At 67.2% G+C, this 24,724-nt stretch carries 18 protein-coding genes; 10 read left to right on the forward strand and 8 right to left on the reverse strand.

What is annotated here, in order from left to right:
• The first annotated feature begins 55 nt into the window (after nucleotides 1-55).
• The 3 genes from DFLDMN_RS03180 (at nucleotide 56) to DFLDMN_RS03190 (ending at nucleotide 4,954) form a co-directional block, all read left to right on the forward strand.
• Nucleotides 56-1,486 (forward strand): aldehyde dehydrogenase family protein, encoded by a 1,431-nt coding sequence (locus DFLDMN_RS03180; protein ID WP_423197071.1) that lies wholly within the window; start codon nucleotides 56-58, stop codon nucleotides 1,484-1,486.
• Nucleotides 1,487-1,619: 133 nt separating this feature from the next.
• On the forward strand, nucleotides 1,620-4,088 hold the full coding sequence (locus DFLDMN_RS03185; protein ID WP_423197072.1) for a penicillin acylase family protein: 2,469 nt from the start codon (nucleotides 1,620-1,622) through the stop codon (nucleotides 4,086-4,088).
• 116 nt (nucleotides 4,089-4,204) lie between these two features.
• A complete protein-coding gene (locus DFLDMN_RS03190; RefSeq protein ID WP_423197073.1) occupies nucleotides 4,205-4,954 on the forward strand; it encodes a glutamine amidotransferase in 750 nt (249 codons plus the stop codon).
• 32 nt (nucleotides 4,955-4,986) lie between these two features.
• Here DFLDMN_RS03190 and DFLDMN_RS03195 read toward each other — a convergent pair whose 3' ends face one another.
• The 6 genes from DFLDMN_RS03195 to prpB all read right to left on the reverse strand — a co-directional run bounded on the left by DFLDMN_RS03195 (nucleotide 4,987) and on the right by prpB (nucleotide 12,795).
• A complete protein-coding gene (locus DFLDMN_RS03195; RefSeq protein ID WP_423197074.1) occupies nucleotides 4,987-5,238 on the reverse strand; it encodes a DUF1289 domain-containing protein in 252 nt (83 codons plus the stop codon).
• Between the two features lie 187 nt (nucleotides 5,239-5,425).
• Nucleotides 5,426-6,550: an asparaginase gene (locus tag DFLDMN_RS03200; protein WP_423197075.1), complete on the reverse strand. Its 1,125-nt coding sequence runs from the start codon at nucleotides 6,548-6,550 to the stop codon at nucleotides 5,426-5,428.
• A gap of 232 nt (nucleotides 6,551-6,782) precedes the next feature.
• Entirely contained in the window at nucleotides 6,783-7,979 is a 1,197-nt protein-coding gene (gene prpF / locus DFLDMN_RS03205) for a 2-methylaconitate cis-trans isomerase PrpF (protein ID WP_423197076.1), read from the reverse strand.
• Nucleotides 7,980-8,003: 24 nt separating this feature from the next.
• On the reverse strand, nucleotides 8,004-10,598 hold the full coding sequence (acnD, locus tag DFLDMN_RS03210) for a Fe/S-dependent 2-methylisocitrate dehydratase AcnD (RefSeq protein ID WP_423197077.1): 2,595 nt from the start codon (nucleotides 10,596-10,598) through the stop codon (nucleotides 8,004-8,006).
• Nucleotides 10,599-10,662: 64 nt separating this feature from the next.
• Nucleotides 10,663-11,817 carry a bifunctional 2-methylcitrate synthase/citrate synthase gene (prpC, locus tag DFLDMN_RS03215; protein WP_423197078.1) on the reverse strand — a complete coding sequence of 385 codons (1,155 nt, stop codon included), beginning with the start codon at nucleotides 11,815-11,817 and terminating at the stop codon, nucleotides 10,663-10,665.
• 69 nt (nucleotides 11,818-11,886) lie between these two features.
• Entirely contained in the window at nucleotides 11,887-12,795 is a 909-nt protein-coding gene (gene prpB / locus DFLDMN_RS03220; protein ID WP_423197079.1) for a methylisocitrate lyase, read from the reverse strand.
• Nucleotides 12,796-13,185: 390 nt separating this feature from the next.
• On the opposite strand from prpB, the gene prpR reads away from it, so the two are divergent.
• Complete coding sequence (prpR, locus tag DFLDMN_RS03225) at nucleotides 13,186-15,273, forward strand: propionate catabolism operon regulatory protein PrpR (RefSeq protein ID WP_423197080.1); 2,088 nt, start codon at nucleotides 13,186-13,188, stop codon at nucleotides 15,271-15,273.
• 169 nt (nucleotides 15,274-15,442) lie between these two features.
• Here the strand turns inward: prpR and DFLDMN_RS03230 are convergent, their stop codons facing one another.
• A complete protein-coding gene (locus DFLDMN_RS03230) occupies nucleotides 15,443-16,570 on the reverse strand; it encodes a J domain-containing protein (protein ID WP_423198294.1) in 1,128 nt (375 codons plus the stop codon).
• Between the two features lie 284 nt (nucleotides 16,571-16,854).
• The gene (locus DFLDMN_RS03235; RefSeq protein ID WP_423197081.1) at nucleotides 16,855-18,318 is read right to left on the reverse strand and encodes a PLP-dependent aminotransferase family protein; all 1,464 of its coding nucleotides are present in this window, start codon (nucleotides 18,316-18,318) and stop codon (nucleotides 16,855-16,857) included.
• Between the two features lie 391 nt (nucleotides 18,319-18,709).
• On the opposite strand from DFLDMN_RS03235, the gene DFLDMN_RS03240 reads away from it, so the two are divergent.
• From DFLDMN_RS03240 to DFLDMN_RS03265, 6 genes are all read left to right on the forward strand, one after another.
• Complete coding sequence (locus DFLDMN_RS03240; protein WP_423197082.1) at nucleotides 18,710-20,299, forward strand: cbb3-type cytochrome c oxidase subunit I; 1,590 nt, start codon at nucleotides 18,710-18,712, stop codon at nucleotides 20,297-20,299.
• 4 nt (nucleotides 20,300-20,303) lie between these two features.
• The gene (locus DFLDMN_RS03245) at nucleotides 20,304-21,002 is read left to right on the forward strand and encodes a cbb3-type cytochrome c oxidase subunit II (protein WP_423197083.1); all 699 of its coding nucleotides are present in this window, start codon (nucleotides 20,304-20,306) and stop codon (nucleotides 21,000-21,002) included.
• A 16-nt stretch (nucleotides 21,003-21,018) separates the two neighbouring features.
• Nucleotides 21,019-21,627, forward strand: a complete 609-nt coding sequence (locus tag DFLDMN_RS03250) for a c-type cytochrome (protein WP_423197084.1) — start codon at nucleotides 21,019-21,021, stop codon at nucleotides 21,625-21,627.
• A gap of 10 nt (nucleotides 21,628-21,637) precedes the next feature.
• On the forward strand, nucleotides 21,638-22,303 hold the full coding sequence (locus DFLDMN_RS03255) for an SCO family protein (RefSeq protein ID WP_423197085.1): 666 nt from the start codon (nucleotides 21,638-21,640) through the stop codon (nucleotides 22,301-22,303).
• The gene (locus DFLDMN_RS03260) at nucleotides 22,300-23,031 is read left to right on the forward strand and encodes a hypothetical protein (RefSeq protein ID WP_423197086.1); all 732 of its coding nucleotides are present in this window, start codon (nucleotides 22,300-22,302) and stop codon (nucleotides 23,029-23,031) included. Before DFLDMN_RS03255 ends, DFLDMN_RS03260 begins: the two co-directional genes overlap by 4 nt.
• Before the next feature lie 288 nt (nucleotides 23,032-23,319).
• Nucleotides 23,320-24,504 carry an HD-GYP domain-containing protein gene (locus DFLDMN_RS03265; protein WP_423197087.1) on the forward strand — a complete coding sequence of 395 codons (1,185 nt, stop codon included), beginning with the start codon at nucleotides 23,320-23,322 and terminating at the stop codon, nucleotides 24,502-24,504.
• Nucleotides 24,505-24,724 lie beyond the last annotated feature (220 nt).

Raw genomic sequence — 24,724 nt, forward strand, 5'->3', positions numbered from 1 at the left:
ATAAAAGTAACAAAAAAATTGCAAAACCCGTTTCAACCCTCAGAGAACTGTGGCCATGCAGCAACGAGACAAGCTTTTTATTCACGGTAAATGGGTCAGTCCCCACGGCTCCGGATCGATCGACGTGATCAACGCGAGCACGGAAGCCGTCATGGGCCGGATTCCGGAAGGACATGCGCGCGACGCGGAAGATGCCATTGCCGCCGCCCGTGGCGCGTTCGAAGCGTGGGCGAACACACCGCCCGCCGTGCGCGCCGGTTTTTTGCGCAAGATCGCGCAAGGGCTGCAGGACCGCACCGAAGAACTCGCGCACCTCATCGCCGGAGAAGTCGGCATGCCGCTCAAGCTCGCGCGCATGATCCAGGTCGGTGGTCCGGTCTATAACTGGGGACAGGCGGCATCGGTGCTGGAGCAGTTCGAGTTCGAGGAGCAGGTCGGCAATTCGCTGGTGGTGCGCGAGCCGGTGGGCGTGGTGGCGGCCATCACGCCCTGGAATTTCCCGCTCAACCAGATCACGCTGAAGGTCGCGCCGGCGCTGGCCGCCGGCTGCACCGTTGTGCTCAAGCCGTCGGAAGTGGCACCGCTCAACGCATTCGTGCTGGCGGAAGTGATCGAGGCCGCGGGCCTGCCGCCCGGCGTCTTCAATCTCGTCACGGGCTATGGGCCGGTGGTGGGTGAAGTGCTCGCAAGCCATCCGGAAGTGGACATGGTGTCGTTCACCGGCTCCACGCGCGCGGGCAAGCGTGTGTCGGAACTGGCGGCGCAGTCGGTCAAGCGCGTGGCGCTGGAACTCGGCGGCAAGTCGGCCTCGGTGATCCTCGACGACGCCGATCTGGCGCAGGCGGTCAAGGGCACGATCAATGCGTGCTTCCTGAACTCGGGGCAGACCTGCTCGGCGCATACGCGCATGCTGGTGCCGCGCGCGCGTTACGACGAAGTCCGCGAGATCGCGCGCAAGGTCGTGGCGGGCTTTACCGTGGGCGACCCGCTGGACGAATCCACGCGCCTGGGTCCATTGATCTCCGCCACGCAGAAGGAGCGCGTACTGGGTTATATCCGCCGTGGTCTCGACGAAGGCGCCGAGCTGGTGGCGGGCGGTCCCGAGGTGCCGGAGGGCCTCGACAAGGGGTTCTACGTCAAGCCGACCGTGCTTGGCAACGTGGACCCGAAGGCGACCGTGGCCCAGGAAGAGATCTTTGGTCCGGTCCTGTCGATCCTTTGCTACGACACCGAGGAAGACGCGATCCGCATTGCCAACGACAGCATCTACGGTCTGGGCGGTGGCGTGTGGTCGGGCGACGAGTCCCGTGCGATCCGCGTGGCGCGCCGCATCCGCACCGGTCAGGTGGACATCAATGGCGGTCCGTTCAATATGAACGCCCCGTTCGGTGGCTACAAGCAGTCCGGCAATGGGCGCGAGGCAGGACGTTACGGCATGGAAGAGTTTCTCGAATACAAGTCGCTGCAGCTGCGCAAGCCGAACTGAGCGGCCTGGGCAGTATCTGTGCGCATGCCGGCGAGCGCCGGCATGCCATGTGCAAGGACGATGCAATGCCCGGCTGGCCCGGGCATTTTTTCGCAAGCGATAATCTGCCGTCCATCCCGAGGGAGATCACCCAATGCGCTGGTTCAAACGGCTTGCCTGGTGGCTGGTATCGCTGCTGCTGATTGTGTCGACGGTGCTGATCGGCGGCTATGCGTGGTACCGCCAGGCCTCGCAGCCCGATACCGCGGGCACGCTGCGCTTGCCGGGGCTGCGCGACCGCGTGGTGATCGTGCGCGATCGCAATGCCGTTCCACATATCCAGGCGGGCAACGCGCTCGACGCCTATTACGCGCTGGGCTACGTGCATGCGCAGGATCGGCTGTGGCAGATGCAGATGAACAAGCGCGTGGTGGCCGGCCGCCTGGCTGAAGTGGTAGGGCAGCCAGGCGTGGAGACCGATCGCTTTCTGCGCACGCTCGGCGTGCGTCGCAATGCGGAGGCGATCGTCGCCCAGGCACCGCCGGAAGCGCGCGCGATCCTGCAGGCCTATGCCGACGGTGTCAATGCGTATATCGACACCAGCAAGGCGCCACTGCCGCCGGAATTCCTGATCCTGCGGACCAGGCCCGAGCATTGGGAGCCCGCCGATACCATCGGCTGGCAGACCATGATGGCCTGGGATCTCGGCAGCAACTGGACGCAGGAGGTGCTGCGCATGGGGCTGGCGCAGCAGTTACCCACCGCGCGCATTGCCGAGCTGCTGGCGCCATACCCGGGTGACCGGCCGCTGCGCACGATGGACTACGCGCGCTTCTATCGCCAGCTGGCGCCGCTGGCCACCGCGATGGCGAGCGTGGAGCGCCACGCGCCGGCCGGTTATGTGGAGGGCATGGGCTCCAACAACTGGGTGGTATCGGGCGCGCATACCCGCAGCGGCAAGCCGCTGCTCGCCAACGACCCGCATCTGGGCCTGCAGGCGCCGGCGCTGTGGTATTTCGCGCGGCTGCAGGCGCCGGGACTCGATGTGACCGGGGCCACGCTGCCCGGCGCACCGGTGGTGGTGCTCGGCCACAACCGGCGCATTGCGTGGGGCTTTACCAATACCGCGCCCGATGTGCAGGACCTGTATATCGAGCGCGTGCAGCCCGGGCATCCGGACCATTACCAGACGCCCGACGGTTGGGCGGCATTCGAGACGCGTACCGAAACCATCAAGGTCAAGGGCGAACCCGATGTGACGCTGAACGTGCGCAGCACCCGCCATGGGCCAGTCCTGTCCGATGTGGCGGAGGGGCTGTCGGCGGCCGCGCGTCCGCTTGGCGCGCAATATGTGGTGGCATTCCAGTGGACCGCGCTGCGGCCGGACGACAAGACCTTCGAGGCGAGCCTGCGGCTTGGCCTGGCCAGCGACTGGAAGAGCTTTGTCGCGGCCTTGCGCGAGTTCCATGCGCCCCAGCAGAACATGGTGTATGCCGACGTCGATGGCAATATCGGCTTTATCGCGCCGGGCCGGGTGCCGATGCGTCGGGCCGACAACGACCTCAAGGGGCTGGCGCCGGCGCCGGGCTGGGATGCGCGTTATGACTGGACCGGTTTTGTGCCGTTCGACCAGTTGCCGCGCAGCTTCAATCCGCCCGACGGCGTGATCGTCACGGCCAACCAGAAGATCGTCGGCAACGACTATCCGTACTTCATCACGAGCGAATGGACCGTGCCGTACCGGTACCGGCGCATTCGCGCGTTGCTGGAGGCCACGCCCCGTCATACGCTCGATACGTTTGCCGCGATCCAGGGCGATGTGGTGTCGCTGGCGATGCGCGATGCCTTGCCGTTGCTGTTGGCGGCGCCGGTGGCGGCCGACACGGGGCGCAGTCCGCGTGAGCGCGCGTTGTTCGAGGCCTTGCGGCAATGGGACGGCACCATGCGGGCGGACCGCGCCGAGCCGCTGGTGGCCAGTGCGTGGCTGCGCGAACTGTCGCGCCTGCTATTCGAGGACAAGGTCGGCGACGCGCTGTTCCGGCGGCTATGGGAGCAGCGCAACGTGCAGCAGCCGATGCTGGCGGCCCTGCGCGATCCGGCGGGCATGGGTGCGTTCTGGTGCGATAACACGCATACGCCGGCGCGCGAGACCTGTGACGACACCATCGGGCTGGCGTGGCGGCGCGCGGTGGCGGATCTCGACCGGCGCTATGGCGAGAACCCCGCGACATGGCGGTGGGGACGCGCCCATACGGCCCGCTCCGAGCACAAGCCATTCGGCAAGGTGCCGTACCTGTCGAGCCTGTTCAACCTGCGCGTGCCGACCGGCGGCGATACCTATACGGTGGATGTGGGTCGCAATAACCTGCGTGACGAGCGCGCGCCGTTCGAGAGCACCCATGCGGCCAGCCTGCGCGCGATCTACGACCTCGGCGACCTGTCGGCGTCGCGCTTCATGCTGTCGACCGGGCAATCGGGCAATGCGCTGTCGCCGCACTATCGCGACTGGACCGACAAGTGGGCCGCGGTGCAATCGATCACGATCGGCGCGCCGCCGCGCGCGCCGGCGGGCGATGCATTCGATACGCTGGTGTTGCGGCCGGAGGGCGAGGCCAGGCCGTAGTGCGGTGACATACGCCATATACAATGCGCTGCCATGCTGTGGCCGTCTCTGGCGGCCTGCTCCCGCCATCCGTCCCATTTTTCCGTTCCCATTTCCAGACAGGAGATCGCGATCTCATGGAAACTTCCGACCCATCCTCCGGCGCATCCCGTCGTGCCGCGCCCGCGCGTCGGGCCGACATTGTCATGCATGTCGCCTTCGAGCACGCGGGCGTGCTCGGCGACGTGTTGCGCGCGCGTGGCTACGAACTGCGGCTATTGCAGGCAGGCATCGACGATCTGGCAACGGTGGTGCAAGATCCGCCCGCCTTGCTCGTGATCCTCGGCGGCCCGATCGGTGTGTACGAGAACGACGTCTATCCGTGGCTCGATGCGGAAGTCGAGACGATTCGCCAACGCTTGCGCGATGGCCTGCCGATGATCGGCATCTGCCTCGGCGCGCAGCTGATTGCGCGCGCGGCCGGGGCGCGGGTGTATGCGGGGACGCGCGAGATCGGCTGGGCGCCGGTCAGGCCGAGCGAGGCCGGGATGGCTTCACCGCTGGCGGAACTCGGGCGGGCAGACTGGCAGGTCCTGCATTGGCATGGCGATACGTTCGACTTGCCCGAAGGCGCGACCTTGCTGGCTTCGACCGATGCGGTGAAACACCAGGCCTACGCGATCGGCGCGCAGGTGCTGGCGTTGCAGTTTCACCCGGAGGTACGCGCCGGCGATATCGAGACCTGGCTGATCGGCCACACCGTCGAGCTCGGCAAGGCGGGCATCGATCCACGCGAGATCCGTCGTCGTACCGCCGAGATCGGTGAGTCGGTGGCGGCGGCCGGCAGCCGCATGTTTGCGCGCTGGCTCGACGCGGCCGGCTGCTGAGCCTGCTTGAGCGCGGCGGTGTGTGGGAGCGTTCAGCCCTGCCGGAATCGGCGTGCGGTGCCTTCCGCGGTGATGCGTTCCCACACCGCCTGCTTTTCCTCGTCGCTGAAGAACACCCAGTTGCTGACCTCGGCCGCGGTACGGCCGCAGCCCTGGCAGATTTCGTCGAACAGGGTCGAGCAGATGCCGATGCAGGGGCTGTCGGGGCGGTCGCCGAGCTGGGTGGATCCGTTGTCCTGTGCGGAGGCGGCGGGAAGGACGGCACGGGTCGGGTCTTGAGGCATGCAGGCGAATCGTTGAAGCGGTAGGGGTTGAGGCATCACGGGGTGACGCAGCAGGGCGCCATTATACGTGGCCGGCCGCGGCCGACCCCGCGGCGTCGAACGTCGAAGCCGGTCAAACGCAGCCGATGCGGCCAGACCGGCGCGCTCGCGTCGAGGCAAGCGCGCCCTGCCACCCGGCAAGTCCGCGTCAATACTTCCAGAAGATCTGCTGCAGCGCCTTCGGATCGTTGGTGCGGGTCAGCGCCAGCGCCATCAGGATGCGCGCCTTCTGCGGCAGCTGGTCGTCGGTGACGATCCAGTCGTACTTGTCGTCCGGCTGCTCGCCATTGCGGATGACCACGCCGCTACCGGTGCGCGAGGCGCGCACGATCTGCACGCCCTTGGCGCGCGCGGCCTTGAGCGGTTCGACCATATAGTCGCCCACGCTGCCGTTGCCGGTGGCCGCATAGACGATCGCCTTGGCGCCGTTCCTGACCGCCGCGTCGATGCTGGCCGGATTGACATTGCCATACGCATAGACCACCGCGACCTCCGGCAGGCTGTCGATGCGGTCGATGTCGAACTCGGTCTGCGTGGTATGCGGGCGTGCCGGCGCGCGGAAGTACAGCGTGCGGCCTTCCACCACATAACCCAGCGGGCCGAACGGCGAGCGGAATGTCTCCGTCTTGAACGTGTTGGTCTTGGTGACGTCGCGGCCGGTGTGGATCTCGTCGTTGAGCACGACCAGCGCGCCCTTGCCGCGCGAAGCCGGACTGGATGCGACCAGCACCGCGTCATACAGGTTTAGCGCGCCGTCGGCGCCCAATGCGGTGCCAGGGCGCATCGAGCCCACCACCACGACGGGCTTGTCGGACTTGAGCGTGAGGTTGAGAAAATAGGCGGTCTCCTCGATGGTGTCGGTGCCATGCGTGATGACCACACCGTCCACGTCCGGCTGCCGGGTCAGCTCCGACACACGCTTGGCCAGCTTGAGCAGCCGCTCGTTGTTGAAACTTTCCGAGCCGATCTGGAAGATCTGCTCGCCGCGCACGTTGGCGACCTTGGAGATTTCCGGCACGGACGCGATGATCTTGTCCACCGGCACCACGGCCGACTGATAGGCCGCGGTGTTGGTGGCCGCCGCACCGGCGCCGGCGATGGTGCCGCCGGTCCCGACGATGACGATATTGGCCTTGCGCGCCTCCGCCGTGGTGCCGGTGGCGGCGGCATTGGTGGGCGTGGCAGGGGCAAGCTGGGCGTGAGCCGGCGCCGACAGCAGGGCAGCCGACAGCAGGGCAGCGGCGGCGCAGGTGAGATGGGCAGTGCGCTTCATGATTCTCCTCTTGGGGCAGGGCACGGTTCTTGTGGAACCGCGCCAGTCATCGATTCATGTCAACCGTCCGTCTGGCGCACGTGCGGGATACCGTGTGGCCAGTCGTACGGAGCGAGCACTATAACGGTGCGGTGAAACGATGTCGATCCGGGAGAATCGAGGGGACGCACAGGGCATCCCCCCTGGAGATCGGATCCGGTCGGAAAAGGCCGAATCCGTGTGGACGATCCGATCAGAACGCGTCGCCGGGCACGCGGATCCAGCCCTCCATCAGCACGCGCGCGCTACGGCTCATGATGGCCTTGGTGACGACCCACTGCCCATCTTCCTGCCTGGCCTCCGCGCCCACGCGCAGCGTGCCCGACGGGTGGCCGAAGCGCACGGCCTCGCGCGCTCCGCCACCGGCCGCGAGGTTGACCAGCGTGCCGGGGATCGCCGCCGCGGTGCCGATCGCCACCGCGGCCGTACCCATCATCGCGTGGTGCAGCATCCCCATCGACAGCGCGCGCACCAGCAGGTCGACATTGCCGGCCTCGACGGTCTTGCCGCTCGACGCGGTATACGTGGCCGGCCTGGCCACAAACGCCACCTTGGGCGTGTGCTGGCGCGTCTTCGCTTCCTCGGCATGCCTGATCAGCCCCATGCGCAAGGCCCCGGCGGTGCGAATGGTTTCGAACATCGCCAGCGCCTTGGGATCGCTGTTGATATCGCGCTGCAGCTCGGTGCCGGTGTAGCCGACCGCCTCGGCATTGACGAAGATGGTCGGAATGCCGGCGTTGATCAGCGTCGCCTTGAGCGTGCCGACGCCGGGCACTTCGAGGTCGTCTACCACATTGCCGGTGGGGAACATCGCGCCGCCGCCGCCATCGTCGGGTTCATCGGCGGCCGGGTCCATGAATTCGAGCTGGACTTCGGCGGCCGGGAAGGTCACGCCATCGAGCTCGAAGTCGCCGGTCTCCTGCACCTGTCCGTTGGTGATGGGCACCTGCGCGACGATGGTCTTGCCGATATTGGCCTGCCAGATGCGTACGGTGACCGTGCCGTTCTGCGGAATGCGGCTTGCCTCGATAAAGCCGTTGGCCACCGCGAACGGACCGACCGCCGCCGACAGGTTGCCGCAGTTGCCGCTCCAGTCGATAAACGGCGCGTCGATCGAGACCTGGCCAAACAGGTAGTCGACGTCGTGGCCGGGCCGCGTGCTCCTCGAGATGATCACGGTCTTGCTGGTGCTCGAAGTGGCCGCGCCCATGCCGTCGATCTGCTTGCCGTACGGGTCGGGGCTGCCGATCACCCGCATCAGCAATGCATCGCGCGCGGCGCCGGGCGTCTGCGCGCGCTCGGGCAGGTCCTGCAGGCGGAAGAACACGCCCTTGCTGGTACCGCCACGCATGTAGGTGGCGGGAATCTTGATCTGGGGTACGTGAGCCATGTTGGATTCCTTGATGCGGGTGCCTCAGGCCGCCTGGGCGGATTCGAGGAAGTCCTGCGCGAAGCGTTGCAGCACGCCGCCGGCTTCATAGATCGAGACCTCTTCGGCGGTGTCGAGCCGGCATTGCACGGGCACTTCCACGCGCTCGCCGTTCTTGCGATGGATCACCAGCGTGAGTTCGGCGCGCGGCTTGCGCGCGCCCATCACGTCGTAGGTCTCGGTGCCGTCCAGGCCGAGCGTCAGGCGGTTGGTGCCGGGCTTGAACTCCAGCGGCAGCACGCCCATGCCCACCAGGTTGGTGCGGTGGATGCGCTCGAAGCCTTCGGCCACGATGGCCTCCACTCCGGCCAGCCGCACGCCCTTGGCCGCCCAGTCGCGCGAGGAGCCCTGGCCGTAGTCCGCGCCGGCCACGATGATCAGCGGCTGCTTGCGGTTCATGTAGGTCTCGATGGCTTCCCACATCCGCGTGATCTTGCCTTCGGGCTCGATACGCGCGAGCGAACCGGCCTTGACCTGGCCGTCGACCACGACCATCTCGTTCCTGAGCGTCGGGTTGGCAAAGGTCGCGCGCTGCGCGGTCAGGTGGTCGCCACGGTGGGTGGCGTACGAATTGAAGTCTTCCTCGGGCAGGCCCATGCGGGTCAGGTACTCGCCCGCGGCGCTGTCGGCCAGGATCGCGTTGGACGGCGACAGGTGGTCGGTGGTGATGTTGTCGCCGAGCAGCGCGAGCGGACGCATGCCACGCAGGGTGCGTTCGCCGGCGAGCGCGCCTTCCCAATAGGGCGGGCGGCGGATATAGGTGCTCTGCGGACGCCAGTCGTACAGTGGATCGGCCCGCTCGCCATTGTCCACGGCCAGCGCGAACATCGGTTCGTAGACCTGGCGGAACTGCTCGGGCTTGACGCTGCTGGCGACGATCGCGTCGATCTCTTCGTCGCTGGGCCAGATGTCCTTGAGCGTGACGGGCTTGCCCTCGGCATCGATGCCGAGCACATCGCGCTCGATATCGAAGCGCACGGTGCCCGCGATGGCATAGGCCACCACCAGCGGCGGCGAGGCCAGGAACGCCTGCCTGGCGTAGGGATGGATGCGGCCATCGAAGTTGCGGTTGCCGGACAGCACGGCGGTGGCATAGAGATCGCGATCGATGATCTCCTTCTGGATGGCCGGATCGAGCGCGCCGGACATGCCGTTGCACGTGGTGCAGGCAAACGCGACGATGCCGAAGCCAAGCTTTTCCAGCTCGGGCAACAGCTTCGCTTCCTCCAGATACAGCTGCACGGCCTTGGAGCCAGGCGCGAGCGAGGACTTGACCCACGGCTTGCGCACGAGGCCGCGCGCATTGGCATTGCGCGCGAGCAGGCCGGCCGCGATCACGTTGCGCGGATTACTGGTGTTGGTGCAGCTCGTGATGGCGGCGATGATGACGGCGCCATCGGGCATCTGGCCGGGGACTTCCTCCCACTTGCCGGCAATGCCGCGCGCGGCCAGGTCGGAGGTCGGCAGCCGCTTGTGCGGATTGGACGGGCCGGCCATGTTGCGCACCACGGTCGACAGGTCGAAATGGAGCACGCGTTCGTACTGGGCGTGCGCCAGACTGTCGGCCCACAGGCCGGCGGCCCTGGCATAAGTCTCGACCAGGCGCACCTGTTCGTCGCTGCGGCCGGTCAGGCGCAGGTAGTCGAGGGTCTGGTCGTCGATAAAGAACATCGCCGCGGTGGCGCCGTATTCGGGGGCCATGTTGGAGATGGTGGCGCGGTCGCCGAGGGTCAGCGTCGCAGCGCCTTCGCCGCGGAATTCCAGGTACGCGCCGACGACCTTTTCCTTGCGCAGGAATTCGGTCAGGGCCAGCACGATGTCGGTGGCGGTAATGCCGGGCTGGCGGCGGCCGCTCAGCTCCACGCCGACGATATCGGGCAGGCGGATCCACGAGGCGCGGCCAAGCATGACGTTCTCTGCCTCGAGGCCACCCACGCCGATGGCGATGACGCCGAGCGCATCGACGTGCGGGGTGTGGCTGTCGGTGCCGACGCAGGTGTCAGGGTAGGCCACGCCATGGTCGGCGTGGATCACCGGCGACATCTTCTCCAGGTTGATCTGGTGCATGATGCCGTTGCCGGGCGGGATCACGTCGACATTGCGGAAGGACTTCTTGGTCCAGTTGATGAAGTCGAAGCGGTCTTCGTTGCGGCGATCCTCGATGGCGCGGTTCTTGGCGAACGCATCGGGATCGAAGCCGCCGCATTCGACCGCGAGCGAGTGGTCGACGATCAGCTGGGTCGGCACCACGGGATTGACCAGCGCGGGATCGCCCCCGCGCGCGGCGATCGCATCGCGCAGGCCGGCGAGGTCGACCAGTGCGGTCTGGCCGAGGATGTCGTGGCAGACCACGCGGGCCGGGTACCACGGGAAATCGAGATCGCGCTTGCGGCCGATGATCTGCTGGAGCGAGGCGGTCAGCGTGGCCGGGTCGCAGCGGCGGACGAGGTTTTCGGCCAGCACGCGGGAGGTATAGGGCAGCTTGTCGTAGGCACCGGGCTCGATGGCCTCGACCGCGGCGCGCGTATCGAAGTAATCGAGCGTGGTGCCCGGCAGCGGCTTGCGGTAGGCGGTGTTCATGGCGTGTGGGGTAGGGTGGCGTCCGCGGAAAGACGGGGGTGCCTGCGCACCCCCGCGGTCAGGCTCAGCGCTTTTCGATCGGCACGAACTTGAGATTTTCCGGGCCCGTGTAATTGGCGCTCGGACGGATGATCTTGTTGTCGATCCGTTGCTCGATGATGTGCGCGGCCCAGCCGGAGGTGCGCGCGATCACGAACAGCGGCGTGAACATCGCCGTCGGCACGCCCATCATGTGGTAGCTGACGGCGCTGAACCAGTCGAGGTTCGGGAACATCTTCTTGGCGTCCCACATGGTCGTTTCCAGGCGCTCGGCGATATTGAACATCTTCATCGCGCCGGCATCCTTCGACAGCTTGCGCGCGACTTCCTTGATCACCTGGTTGCGCGGGTCACCGGTGGTGTACACCGGGTGGCCAAAGCCGATCACGACTTCCTTGTTCTCCACACGGCGGCGGATATCGGCTTCCGCCTCATCGGGCGTGTCGTAGCGCTTCTGCACTTCGAAGGCCACCTCGTTGGCGCCGCCGTGCTTGGGACCGCGCAGCGCGCCAATCGCGCCGCAGATCGCCGAGTACATGTCGGAGCCGGTGCCGGCCACCACGCGCGCGGCAAAGGTGGAGGCGTTGAATTCATGCTCCGCGTACAGGATCAGCGAGGTCTGCATCGCGCGCTCCCACAGCTTGGACGGCGTCTTGCCGTGCAGCAGCGTGAGGAAGTGGGCGCCGATGGAGTCGTCGTCGGTCTCGACTTCGATGCGGCGGCCATTGTGGCTGTAGTGATACCAGTAGAGCAGCATCGAGCCGAGGCTGGCCATCAGGCGGTCGGCGATGTCGCGCGCGCCCGGCGTGTTGTGGTCGTCCTTCTCGGGCAGCACGGTGCCGAGCACCGAGACGCCGGTACGCATGACGTCCATCGGGTGGGCGCTCGCGGGCACCCATTCGAGCGCGGCCTTGACGTTGGCGGGCAGGCCGCGCAGCGCCTTCAGCCTGGCCTTGTAGGCGGCCAGCTCGGCCTTGTTGGGCAGCTTGCCGTGGACCAGCAGGTGGGCGATCTCCTCGAACTCGCAGGTGTCGGCGATATCGAGGATGTCGTAGCCACGGTAGTGAAGGTCATTGCCGCTGCGGCCGACCGTGCAGAGCGCGGTGTTGCCGGCAGCCACGCCAGACAGCGCGACGGATTTCTTGGGCTTGGGCGTGGCGAGCGGTTGTGCTTCGGACATATGGGTCTCCTGGGTTGTGCTTGCGGATTGACGCTTCCCTGTCGGCATGATCGGGGTGCCGTTGGCGACTTAGCGCGCCTTGTTTTTGGCGAAGAGCGCGTCCAGCTTCTGTTCGTAGGCATCGTAGCCGATGCGGTCATACAGTTCCTGGCGCGTCTGCATGGTGTCCACGACGTTCTTCTGCGTGCCGTCGCGGCGGATGGCCTGGTACACGTTCTCGGCGGCCTTGTTCATCGCGCGGAACGCCGACAGCGGGTACAGGATCATGGCCACGCCGATGTCGCCGAGTTCTTCGCGGGTGAAGTACGGGGTGGCGCCGAATTCGGTCAGGTTGGCCAGTACCGGTACCTTCACCGCCTCGACAAAGCGGCGGTACATGTCCAGATCGGTCATGGCTTCCGGGAAAATCGCGTCGGCACCGGCTTCCACGCAGGCCACGGCGCGCTCCAGCGCGGAGTCGAGGCCTTCCACGGCCAGCGCGTCGGTGCGGGCCATGATGACGAAGTTCTGGTCGGTACGGGCGTCCACCGCGGCCTTGATGCGGTCGACCATTTCGTCCTGCGACACGATCTCCTTGTTGGGGCGGTGGCCGCAACGCTTGGCCCCGACCTGGTCTTCGATATGCATGGCGGCCGCGCCGAACTTGATCAGCGAGCGGGTGGTGCGCGCCACATTGAAGGCCGAGGAACCGAAGCCGGTATCGACGTCGACCAGCAGCGGCAGGTCGCATACGTCCGTGATACGGCGGATATCGGTCAGCACATCGTCAAGGTTGGAGATGCCGAGGTCAGGCATGCCGAGCGAACCGGCCGCCACGCCGCCACCCGACAGGTAGATCGCCCGATAGCCGGCGCGCTTGGCCAGCAACGCATGGTTGGCGTTGATGGTGCCGGGGATCTGCAGCGGTTTTTCGTCGGCCAGGGCCTGACGGAAGCGGGCACCGGCGGAGCGGGCGAGTTCGGCAGCGGAGAAGGTCATGGTGGGGTCGAAAGCAGCAATAGTGGATCGGAAGGAACGTGCGCTATTGCGCAAATGGTGTGCCAAGGGCGATGGAAACCGATGCTGATTTTCTTGGCATGCCAGTAAGTATCATAAAAACAGAGGCTTATATGTTAAATCTAAAGTTATTTCTATCATTGGGGCATGCGGTGTGGCACGTATGCCGGGACGGTGAATTTCAGCTTTGAAAGCTTATGCATTTCAAAGTTGAAATGCGAACGCCGGGCGCGCACAATGACGCAGGTCCCGTATGCCGGCTGCTTGCCACACATGTCGGCGCGATCCAACCCGGCCCAATGAACTCGGGCCAGATCAACTCGGGCCAGATCAACTCGGGCCAGATCAATATACGCCGCCGGTAGCCGTTCCATGACGCCTGTTTCGCATCCGCTTCCCCTGCCGAATGCCCTGCCTGCACCGGCCCCGCCCGCCGCCGGCGCGCGGCCCCGCATCTGGGCGGTCGGTATCAGCCGCCTGACGCGTGCCTTCGCCGAGCTGATTCCCTCGTACACCGCCCACGCCGAATTCCGGATCCTCGACAAGGGCTACGACGCCGCGGCGAGCGCCATCGCGCGCGACGGTCGCGTGGACGTGGTGGTGGCCGGTGGCTCCAATGGCGCGTACCTGCGCCAGCATGTGGATGTGCCGGTGGTGCTGGTCAAGGTGACGGGTTTCGACGTGATGAGCGCGCTCGCCACCGCGCGCAGGATTTCGCCGCACGTGGCGCTGGTCACGCACGCGGCGACGTTTGCCGAGGTCGACGATTTCGTGCGGACCTTCTCGCTGGCGATTCCGACCTACACCTACCTGACCGAGGACGATGCCACCGCGCGCGTGCGCGCGCTCAAGGAAGAGGGCGTGCGCGTGATCGTCGGACCTGGCATGGTGACCGATCTGGCCGAGCGCTACGGGCTGGTCGGCGTGTTCCTGTACTCGGGCAATGCGGTGCGGCTGGCGCTCGAAGACGCCATCGAGGCGGCCCGGCTGCGGCGCATCGAGGCGAACCGGCGCGACTACGTCAATACGATCCTCGCGCATCTCAACGAAGGGGTGGCCGCGGTCGATGTCGAGGGCCGCATCCAGTCCTTCAACCCTGCCATGGAGCGCTTTCTGGGGACTTCGGCCACTGCTGCAGCCGGCCGCAAACTGGCCGCGCTGGCGCCGGGGCTCGACCTCGACGGCGTGATGCAAAGCGGCACGCAGGAGCTGGAGGCGATCCATCGGCTCGGTGACCGCATGGTGGTGGTCAACCGCATTCCGATCGTCGGCGAGGCCGGTACCACCGGCGCGGTGCTGACCATCCAGGATGCCAATGCGATCCATCGGGCCGACCGCAACCTGCGTTCGCGCAGTCGCACGCGGCGTGCCGGTGTGCGGTACACGCTCGACGACCTGGCCGGCGCCTCGGCCGCGATGACGGACCTGCGCGCACTGGCGCGGCGCTATGCGGGGGTCGACTCGACCGTGCTGATCGGTGGCGAGAGCGGCACCGGCAAGGAGGTGCTGGCGCAGGGCATGCACGACGCGAGCCCGCGCCGGGCCTTTCCGTTCGTCGCCGTCAACTGCGCGGCGTTTCCGGAATCGCTGCTGGAGAGCGAGCTGTTTGGCTACGAGGAGGGCGCGTTTACCGGTGCCCGGCGCGGTGGCCGCGCGGGCCTGTTCGAATCGGCGCACAACGGTACGCTGTTTCTGGACGAGGTCGGCGACATGCCGCCCGCGCTGCAGACCCGCCTGCTGCGCGTGCTGCAGGAAAAGCAGGTGTTGCCGATCGGCGGGCTGGAAGCGGTGCCGGTCAACGTGCGCGTGATCGCCGCCACTCATCGCGACCTGGCCGCGCTGGTGCGGGACGGCTCGTTCCGCCAGGACCTGTACTACCGGCTCAATATCCTGCGCATCGACATGCCGCCGCTGCGCGAACGCGCGCAGGATCTGCCCGAGCTTGCCGAGCTGTTGTTCCGGCGCGCGCAGGAGCGCCTCGGTATCGCGCAGCCGGCGCCCTTGCCCGCGGCCGTGCGCAGGCGCCTGGCCGGCTATGCGTGGCCCGGCAATATCCGCGAGCTGGAGAATGTGACCGAGCGCATCGCCGTGATGATTGCGGGTCGGCGGCTCGAGCCGGCGGCCCTGTTGCGGGATTTGCAGGCAGCGGTGCCGGAGTTGTTTGCCGGCACGGGCATGGCGGATGGCGCGGCGTCTAAGGGCGCGCGCGCGGATACCGGCGGCGGTGTTGATGGCCAGGCGGGTGCCGAAGGGGACGATGGGAGCCCGGCGCTCGGGCAGCGGCGCTTGCCTGCCAGCCCTGACGCAGTGCAGGGGCGCTCGCTGGCGGGGGTGGCGCGTGCCAGCCAGGCCGAGCATATTCGTCGGGTGCTGGCCGAATGTGGCGGCAATCGCGCTGCGGCCTGCCATGTGCTGGGAATCAGTGCCACCACGCTGTGGCGCCGGCTGCGGGAGGGGTGAGGCGGCAGGCTTGAGGCCCGCCTGGGTCGGCCCTTCCTGTGGTGCGTTCGTGTGGGTCGTTCCTGCGGGGCGTTCGTGTGGGCCGTTCCTGTGGGCCACTTCGTGTGGACCATGAGGGCCGTATCGGGATCATGGTGAGACCTGGCCCGGGCCCGGATACGTCCCGCGTTCAGGGGAATTCGCGCTCGGGGATGCTGACGTTGCGCGCTTTGCCTTCCACGCTGTAGAGCGTGAGGATGTTCTTGGCAAAGCTGGTGCCGGTGGCCTCCTGAATCTCCTTGAGCTCGAAACGCTCGGACTTGAAGATCTCGCCCGTATCGAGGCTACGGTAGCGCACGTCGTAGTTGCCGGGCGCGATGTTCTCCATGGTGAAGCTGGTCCCGCTGCGGACGTAGCTGGTACGCACCGGCAGCGGACGGGCCGTGTCGGTCGACACCAGCTTGAGGAAGACGTCCGACTTGTTGCGCGTGTTGTCGACGGTCAGCATCGACAGGCCGTCGGTACGGAGCACCGGGTAACCGGGCAGATAGCCCGAGCGCTCGGGCCATGGATCGCCCTTGGGGGTGAGTGTCGGGCGGATATAACGTGTCTCCTCCCGCGTGGAGACGATGCTGGTGGCCGGCGCGGCCGGCACCGTATCCGTGGCGATCGCCTGGGTCGCGTCCGGGGTCGGCGCGGCCGAGGAGGTGGTCGGCACCCAGTCGCTGAGCAGGATCACGATGGCGGCGATCACCAGCCCATAGACCAGGTACGACCACGAGCGGCCCGAGATCCGGGCCGGGCGGAAGCCGTCCTCGCGCATCGGCTGGTCGCCGGCTTCGGCGCGCTGGCGCGCGCGCTCAGCCTCGGGGCGGGAGCGCTCGCTGCGTTCCGGGCGTTCGGCGCGTTCGCTGCGCCCGGTCCGTTCGGGCTCGGGCTTGCGCGCGCGCTCCTGCCGCGCCTGCGCCTGGGCCTGGGGCTGAGGCTGCGGTCGCGCGCGGGTACCCGCGGGCGGCGGCGTGCCGGTGCCGGGCCGTGGCGGCGCACCGGCGGCGGCGCCGCGCGGCGGTGGGCGCCGCGAGCGCTGTGCGGCTTCCAGCTTCTCCTGAGTGGCAATCCAGCGGTCGTGCTCCTCGCGCTTGACCGGGTCGCTCAGCACTTCGTACGCGGCGTTCAGCAGCCGCATGATGCGGTTGGCCTCCTCGGCGTCGGCATGCCGATCGGGGTGATATTTCTGGCTGAGCGACTTGTAGGCGGCCCGGATGACCTCGGACGGTGCGTCGCGTGAAACCTTCAGATTGTCGTAATGGGTGTGCATCAAGTAGGAACGGCGAAACCGTGATGAGCCGACACGATTAACGGCAGTCTGGGGAAATTCTCAAGTTTCGCCGTTCCGGAACGGCATGGGAAGCCGTCAAACGCACATTCCACATGAACGCCACAGAATACCGCGGCCCCGTGGAAAGGGCCGGCGCGTGGCACGACAGCAGGGGTACGGCAGCAGGGGTACGGCAGCAGGGCACGACCGCACGGGCACGGCGGCACGGGCACGGCGGCACGGGCGCGGTGGCACGGGCGCGGTGGGCAGGGGATGGCGGCCAGTCAGGCCGTGCCGGTGTCTTCCAGCAGGGCGCGCAGCCGGGCCAGCCCGGCCTGCATGGCGCCGATGGAGATGCCGCCATAGCCGAACATGAGCGCTGGCCGGGTCGGCGCCCCCGCATACATTCCCGCCACGCCATGGAGGCCGACCCCGAGCCCGGCGGCACGCCCGATCAGGGCCGCCTCGGCCTGCGGGGCCTGGCTGCGGAGGGTGGCCGTCAGATGGATGCCGGCCGCCGCGGGCAGCGGCGTGAGCCACGGCGCGAGGTCATGTTCCAGATGGCGCAGCAGGACCGCGCGCCGCGCCGCATATTCCTTGTGCATGCGCCGCACGTGCTTGGCAAAGTAGCCGTCGTGCATGAACTTGCCGAGCGCGATCTGGGTCATCGTGCAGCCATGCCAGTCGCCGGCCTGCTTGGCGCGACGGATGGCCGCGCCGAGCGGGGCGGGGGGAATCACGTAGCCCACGCGCAGGTCCGGGAAGATGGTCTTGGAAAACGTGCCGACGTAGGCCACCACGCCGGCGTTGTCGAGGCTCTTGAGCGATTCCATTGGCCGCCCCTCGAAGCGGTACTCGCCGTCGTAGTCGTCCTCCACCACGAGCGCGCCATGGTGCCGGGCCCAGTCGAGCAGCGCGAGCCGGCGCTCCAGGCTCATGGGCATGCCGAGCGGAAACTGGTGGGACGGCGTGACATAGACGATGCGGGCATCGGCCGGCAGGCCATCGACGCGCATGCCGTCGGCGTCGACCGGCACCGGTACCACCCTGGCGCCGAGCGCGGTAAAGATGGTGCGCGCGGGCGGGTAGCCGGGATCTTCCATCGCCACCACGTCGCCCGCGCGCAGCGTGACGCGCGTCAGCAGGTCGATGGCCTGCTGGGCGCCTTGCGTCATGATCACGTCCTGCCAGTCGCCGACCACGGCCCGGCTGAAGGCAAGGTAGCGCGAGACCGCCATGCGCAGCTCCTGCTCGCCGGCCGGATCGCGGTAGGCGCCGCGCCCGCGTGCCTGGATGCGCAGCGCATGGCCGACGCAGCGGCGCCATTGGTCGAACGGAAACAGCGACTTGTCGGTGACGCCGATGCCGAAGTCGTATTCGGCTGGCGTGCCGGTGTTGGCGGCCGGCGTGTCGACGCTGAGGGCCGGCCTGACGTCGGGCAGGGTCTGCCACAGGTGCGCCGCCGCCTGCAGCGTGGGGGTGCGCTGCGGCGCAGGCGCGAGCCGGGTCATTTCCTCGGCGACGAAAGTGCCATCGCCGGTGCGCGAGCGCAGGTAGCCCTCCGCGACCAGGCGCTCGAAGACGTCGAGCGTGGTCTTGCGCGAGACGCCGAGCTGGATGGCCAGCTCGCGCGTGGAAGGCAGGCGCTCGCCCGGCGCCAGGCGTCCATCGATGACACCCGCGCGCAGTTGGCGGTAGATCTGGCCGGCCAGTCCCTGGCGGCCCTGAATCGTCAAATGCACGTTCATGTCGGAAAGGACGTCGGATAAGTCGATCGCCCGGTGCGTAATGACTGGTTACCTCGCGCGCCGGAAGGCTGGTTGATTTTAGGAACCGGTGCTGGCTTTCGCCAAGGTCCATGGGAGCGCTGACGGCCGATTCTAATAAAGGTGCATTTGAATTGCAATTTATCCGCCGGTGCTTGTGAGGAAACACGGCGTCCATCCGCCAGGCACTACTCGCGCGCGCCCGCGTGTGCGACGCTGTGCCGCGCGGCATCTCGAACGCCCGCTGGAGTGGTCACCCCAAAAATGGAAAAAGTGGCTATGGGTTGTTGCATGCCGAATGCGTAATCTGCCGGATTGTCGGCCCCGCCCGGCCGGCACCAGGCGTGCGTTCGCCCATCCTCCCGCTATTGCCATGAATACCATCGCCATCCTGCTGTCGGCTTTCCTGCTGTCGGTGTTCGCCCTCGGGGCGTTCATCTGGGCCATGCAGCGCGGCCTGTTCGATACCTCGCCCGCTGCCGCGCGGGTCATCTTCGCCGAGGGCGAGACCGGGCAGCCGGAGGACCCATCCGCACCGGACGGAGGCCACGGCATGCACGATCCCGCCCGCGACCTGGCCGACCAGTCGTCGGCGCAGATCGTGTTCGTGTTTCTCTGCTGCGCGATGGTCTGGCTGGTGGTGGCGTCCGCCGCCGGGCTGACGGCCTCGATCAAGCTGCACGAGCCCGACCTGCTGGCGTCGGTGCCATGGCTGTCGTTCGGCCGTATCCGCACCATCCACCTGAACGCGGTGGCCTATGGCTGGGCCCCGATGGCCGGCCTTGGCATCGCGCTGTTCCTGTTGCCGCGCCTGCTGCGCACGCCGCTGGTGGGGGCGCGCTGGGCCGTGCTGGGCGCCGCGATCTGGAATGCGGCGCTGATCGCCGGGATCGGCAGCATCGCGGCCGGCATCTCGGACGGGCTGGAGTGGCTCGAGATTCCCTGGCAGGTCGATATCCTGTTCGTGATCGGCGGCGCGCTGGTCGGCATTCCGCTGGTGCTGACACTGGTCAACCGGACCGTGGATCATCTCTACGTGTCGGTCTGGTACATGGGCTGTGCGCTGTTCTGGTTCCCGGTGCTGTTTCTCGTGGCGAATTTCCCGGGGCTGCACTTCGGGGTGGAGCAGGCCACCATGAACTGGTGGTTTGGCCATAACGTGCTGGGGCTGTTCTATACGCCGCTGGCGCTGGCCTCGATCTACTACTTCCTCCCCAAGATCATCGGCCAGCCGGTCAAGTCGTATGGGCTCTCGCTGCTGGGCTTCTGGGCGCTCGCGTTCTTCTACGGCCAGGTCGGCGGGCACCACCTGGTGGGTGGCCCGGTGCCGGGCTGGCTGATCACGCTCTCGATCGTGCAGAGCATGATGATGCTGATTCCCGTGATCGCGTTCTCGATCAACCAGCACCAGACGCTGCGCGGCAACTTCCGCCGCCTGATCGATTCGCCGACGCTGCGCTTTATTACCTTTGGCGGCATGATGTACACGCTGAGCTCGGTGCAGGGGTCGTTCGAGGCGCTGCGCGCGGTCAATCGCGTGACCCACTTCACGCACTACACGGTGGCGCACGCGCACCTGGGGCTCTACGCGTTCGTAAGCTTTGCCTTCTTCGGCGCGATCTACTTCATCCTGCCGCGCGTGATCGGGCGCGAGTGGCCGTACCGCTGGATGATCTATTTCCACTTCTGGCTCGCGGCCGGCGGTATCGGTGTGTACTTCGTCGGGCTGTCGATCGGCGGCTGGTACCAGGGGCTGGCCATGCTCGACGCGTCGCGTCCGTTCATGGATTCGGTGACGCTGACCGTGCCATTCCTGAAGGCCCGTTCGATCGGCGGCGCGATGATGCTGATCAGCCATCTGTTCTTTGCCGCCAACTTCGTCAGCGCGATCTTCGGGCTGGGGCCCAATCGCGATCGTCCGGCCCTGTTCCACCAGGGTCGCAAGCCGGCACAGGGAGTGTGACACCGTGAACAATGAGAGCACCCTGCTGGCAGGCGGCATGACCATGCTGGCGCTGGCCACGAGCGCGCTGGTGGTGATTCCGTACCTGCAGTTGAAAGACATCAAGCCGACCGAGGGCATCAAGCCGTATACCGCGCAGCAACTGCGTGGCCGCGAGGTGTATATCGCCAATGGCTGCATCTACTGCCATTCCCAGCAGCCGCGCGACAGCCGCTTTGCACCCGACGACAAGCGCGGCTGGGGGCGGGTGTCGGTGGCCGGCGACTATTACTACGACAACCCGCACCTGCTCGGCACCATGCGCACCGGGCCGGACCTGATGAATATCGGAGTGCGCCAGCCCAGCGCCGACTGGCACCTGGGACACCTGTACCAGCCACGTGCCTACGTGGGCGGCAGCATCATGCCGAGCTATCCGTACCTGTTCGACGTGAAGGACGCCGCCGAGGCCGGCGACAAGCCAATCACACTGCCACCCGGCTATGCGCCGCCCAACAAGGTCGTGGTGCCAAAGGCGGAGGCGCTGGACCTGGTGGCGTACCTGCAGTCGCTCAACCGCACCGGCGCGGTGCTGCCGGCGGCGGATGGCGCCGTGGATGGTGCGGCGAGCGGCGGCACGGAACGCGCCACTGACGTGGTCGCTAACGTGGCCGCTCACGTGGCCACTAACCGGGCTACTAACGGCGCGGCGGGCGCACGGTAAGGCGGAGACGATGCCGATGGACAATTCTTCCGAACAACGCCACGCCGCGGCCGCCCGCGCGCGTGAACATGCCGATCCGCACGAGAATCGTGCGCCGATTCCCAAGCCGGTGCTGGCGCTGGTGGCCGTGCTGATCGCGTGGGGCGCGTTCTATATCGTGACGCAGCCGATCAATGCACCGTCATCGCTCGGCGACAGCCGCACCATGGCGGACCTGCGCGGCAAGCCGGCCACCGCGGGCGGGGCCGTGGACGGCGCGGCGGTGTTCCAGAGCCGCTGCGTGGCCTGCCACCAGGCCACCGGCATGGGTTTGCCGGGCGTGTTTCCGCCCCTGGCCGGCTCCGAGTGGGTCAATGGCAAGGAGACCACGCTCGCCGCCATCGTGCTGCGTGGCGTGAACGGCAAGCTGACCGTCAAGGGCAATGCCTACAGCGGCGCCATGCCCGCGTTTGCCGACCAGTTGAGCGATGCCGAGCTGGCGGCGGTGCTGACCCACGTGCGCAGCCAGTGGGGCAATGCCTCGCCGGCGGTGACGGCCGGCACGGTGGCCACGGTCCGCGCCGAGACTGCGGCCATGAAGGCGCCTTTCGATGGCGACGCCGCGCTCGGCAGTCCGGGCGGCTGAGCGCCGGACCGTGGCCGCCGTGCGACCGCCAGGGCTGCGTTCGGTGGTGCCGTCGCTGGTACTGTTGCTGGCGCTCGCGGCCAGCGGCGCGGCGATCTACGGCGTGACCGATGGTCTGACCGCATGGACGCTGGACCAGCGCCGCGACACCCGCATCGCGGCGGGCGTCATGCGGTTGCCCGCCATCGACGTGCGCAACCAGCAGGGTGGGCGGGCGCGCTGGTTTGGTGCGGACGGCGCTGGCCCGCGCATCTATCTGGTTGACTTCGTCTATACCCGCTGCCTGACGGTCTGCCGTGCGCTTGGCGCGGAATTCACCCAACTGCAGGAACAGATCGCGCGCGACGGCCTGGCCGGCCGGATCGGCCTGCGCTCGCTTTCCTTCGACCCCCGCGACGACGTGCCCGACCTCGCCGGCTATGCGCGGCAGCATCGCGCCCGCCTGCCGGGCTGGGACGTTGCCGGCCCGGTGGCGCCGGCTGCCATGCGGATGCTGCTGCGCGATGCCGATGTGCTCGCCATTGCCGATGGTCTCGGCGGCTTCGAGCATAACGGGGGTCTGCACGTAGTGGATGCGCACGGCCGCATCCTGGCAGCGTTTCCGCTCGAGGAATTCCGGCAGGCCTACGCCTTTGCGCGACGGCAACTCGATGGGGAAGAGGGGGTGCGGCCATGAACGGCCTCCGCGCGAAGACCGCCCGGCAGGCCGCCGCCGCTCCCGCTATGCCCGGTACGCCCGGTACGCCCGGTACGCCAGCCTCTCCTGGCATGGCCGCAGCCGCCGGCCACCACCGCAGGCGCAGACGCGTTGCCGTTGTGCTGGCCGCCGGGGCCGCGCTGCTCGCCCTGCCGCCCCTGCGCGCCTTGCTCGAAGGCATCATGGCGCTGCAGATGCTGGTGCTGCTGCCCGCGGTCTTCGCCATGGGCGGGCTGCTGCCGTGGCTGCTGACGCCGCGCCAGCGTGGCCGGCTGGCCGGCGTGCTGCGGCCCCATGCGCTGACGCTGCTGGTGCTGGCAAGCGTGGGCTACGGCTTGTGGATGATCCCCATCGCGCTCGACCTGACGCGACTCTCGACGCCCGTCAACCTGGCCAAGTACGCCTCGGTGCTGCTGGCCGGCGTGGCCGCCGGTCTGGCGGGCCGGGTTAGCGCCTGGCCGCTGGTACTGTTTTTTGGCGGCAACATGGTGTGGATGGGCCTGACGGTGGGCATGTTGTTTCTGGATGCCAACACTCGGCTGTGTGCGAGCTACCTTCTTGGCGATCAGCGCATGACGGGGGCGGGGCTCATCGTCTATGCTGTGGCGCTGGGTGGCTGGCTGCTGGTGTGGGCCGCGCGTCGCGCGGACCGTAGCGGAAGGAAATCCAGGGCCGGGAAATCCAGGGCCGCACCAGCGCGCTCCTGAAGCGCGTCCCCGAACTGCGTCCCGGAACTGCGTCCCTGAACTGCGGCTCGCTGAAGTGCGGCTCTGACAGCGCGGCGATGAGTTGGCACGGCCGCCCTAAAGAATTGGAGAACTCTGCCGTTAACGCGGGCCAGTGGGCCAGCGGGCCGCATGGGGTCGCGTCCAGAGAGTCACGGCGGGCATGCCGCCAGGCTCCGGCGACAGAGGAGCCAGCAAGAGCTCTTATTCCGGGCACGCGACGATGACGAAGGCGTCGACAGGTCGCGCCCAATTCAAGGGGCTTATTGCATGCTGAGAAGAATCAAGGCGGAGCAGCTGCAGGTCGGTATGTTTGTGGCCAGGCTAGGCGGACCCTGGATCAACCACCCATTCTGGCGCTCGCGCTTCCTCGTGACCAGCGACGAGCAGGTCGAACAGATCCAGTCGGCCAATGTGCAGGATGTCTGGATCGACATCCTCAAGGGCCGCAACCTGCCGACGCCGGCCACGCCGGACGCGATGGAAGCGGACGTCAGCGACGAACCCGAGAGCGGGTTCGCGGACGAACTCGAGCGCGCGCGCGAGCTGATCCGCTCGGCGCGGGCGCTGGTCGGCAACATGTTCGGCGATGTCCGCATGGGCCGCGCGCTGGAAAGTCAGGGCGCGCTGCTGCTGGTCGATTCGGCCTCGAATTCGCTGACGCGGCATTCGCAGGCGCTGATCGCGCTGTCGCGGCTCAAGGACAAGGACGACTATTCGTATCTGCACGCTTTTTCCGTGTGCGTGCTGATGATCGCGGTCGGCCGGACGCTCAAGCTGCCCGATGGCGAGATTCGCGAACTCGGGCTGGCCGGCCTGATGCACGATATCGGCAAGCTGACCCTGCCGGAGTCCATCCTGCAGAAAGCCACCGATCTGACGCCGTCGGAAGAGGAGGCGATGCGCCGCCATCCGTCGGCCGGCTACCGCATTCTCAATGAGGCGCGGCTGTACACCAATATTCCGCTCGATGTCTGCGTGCACCATCATGAGCGCGTGGACGGGCGCGGCTACCCGTTTGGCCTGGTCGAGCACGAGATCAGCGTGCATGCCAAGATCGCCGCCATCTGCGATACGTACGATTCCCTGACCTCGGCGCGGCCTGGCCACCAGCCGTGGTCGCCCGCGCGCGCGATGGAATATATCGCCGTGCGCGTGGACACCTTGTTCGACCGGCGCGTGTTCAAGGCATTCACGCGTACCGTCGGTATCTATCCGCTCGGCACCGTGCTGCGCTTGCGCTCCAACCGGCTCGCGGTGGTATGCGGGCAGAACGACGACGAGCCGCTGCGGCCGCGCGTGATGACGTTCTATTCGGTCTCGGAATCGACGGCGCTACCGCCGCAGGTGATCGATCTCACCCAGAGCGAGGATACCGTGGTGGCGTTCGAGGATGCGCGCCAGTGGGGGTATTCGGACGAGCAGCTGATGGCGATGTACGCGCCGCACTGCTAGGGGCGGATTTTCGCTGTTCGCGTCGCACCTCTCCGCGCACATCTCCACGCGCTTCCCCTCACTCCCCCTGCCGCGCTTCCTGCCGCTCTCCCGCTTGCGCGAGAGCGGCAGGTTGTCATGATCGGAGAGGCTCGGTCCGAATTAATGCAAACAGAAAAATAATAAGCATTATATCTAGACTGATCTTGATTAATTTGTTTGTGCCGTAGTGATGTTTAAA

It is taken from the genome of Cupriavidus sp. H19C3, from assembly GCF_049393815.1.
GTDB lineage: Bacteria > Pseudomonadota > Gammaproteobacteria > Burkholderiales > Burkholderiaceae > Cupriavidus.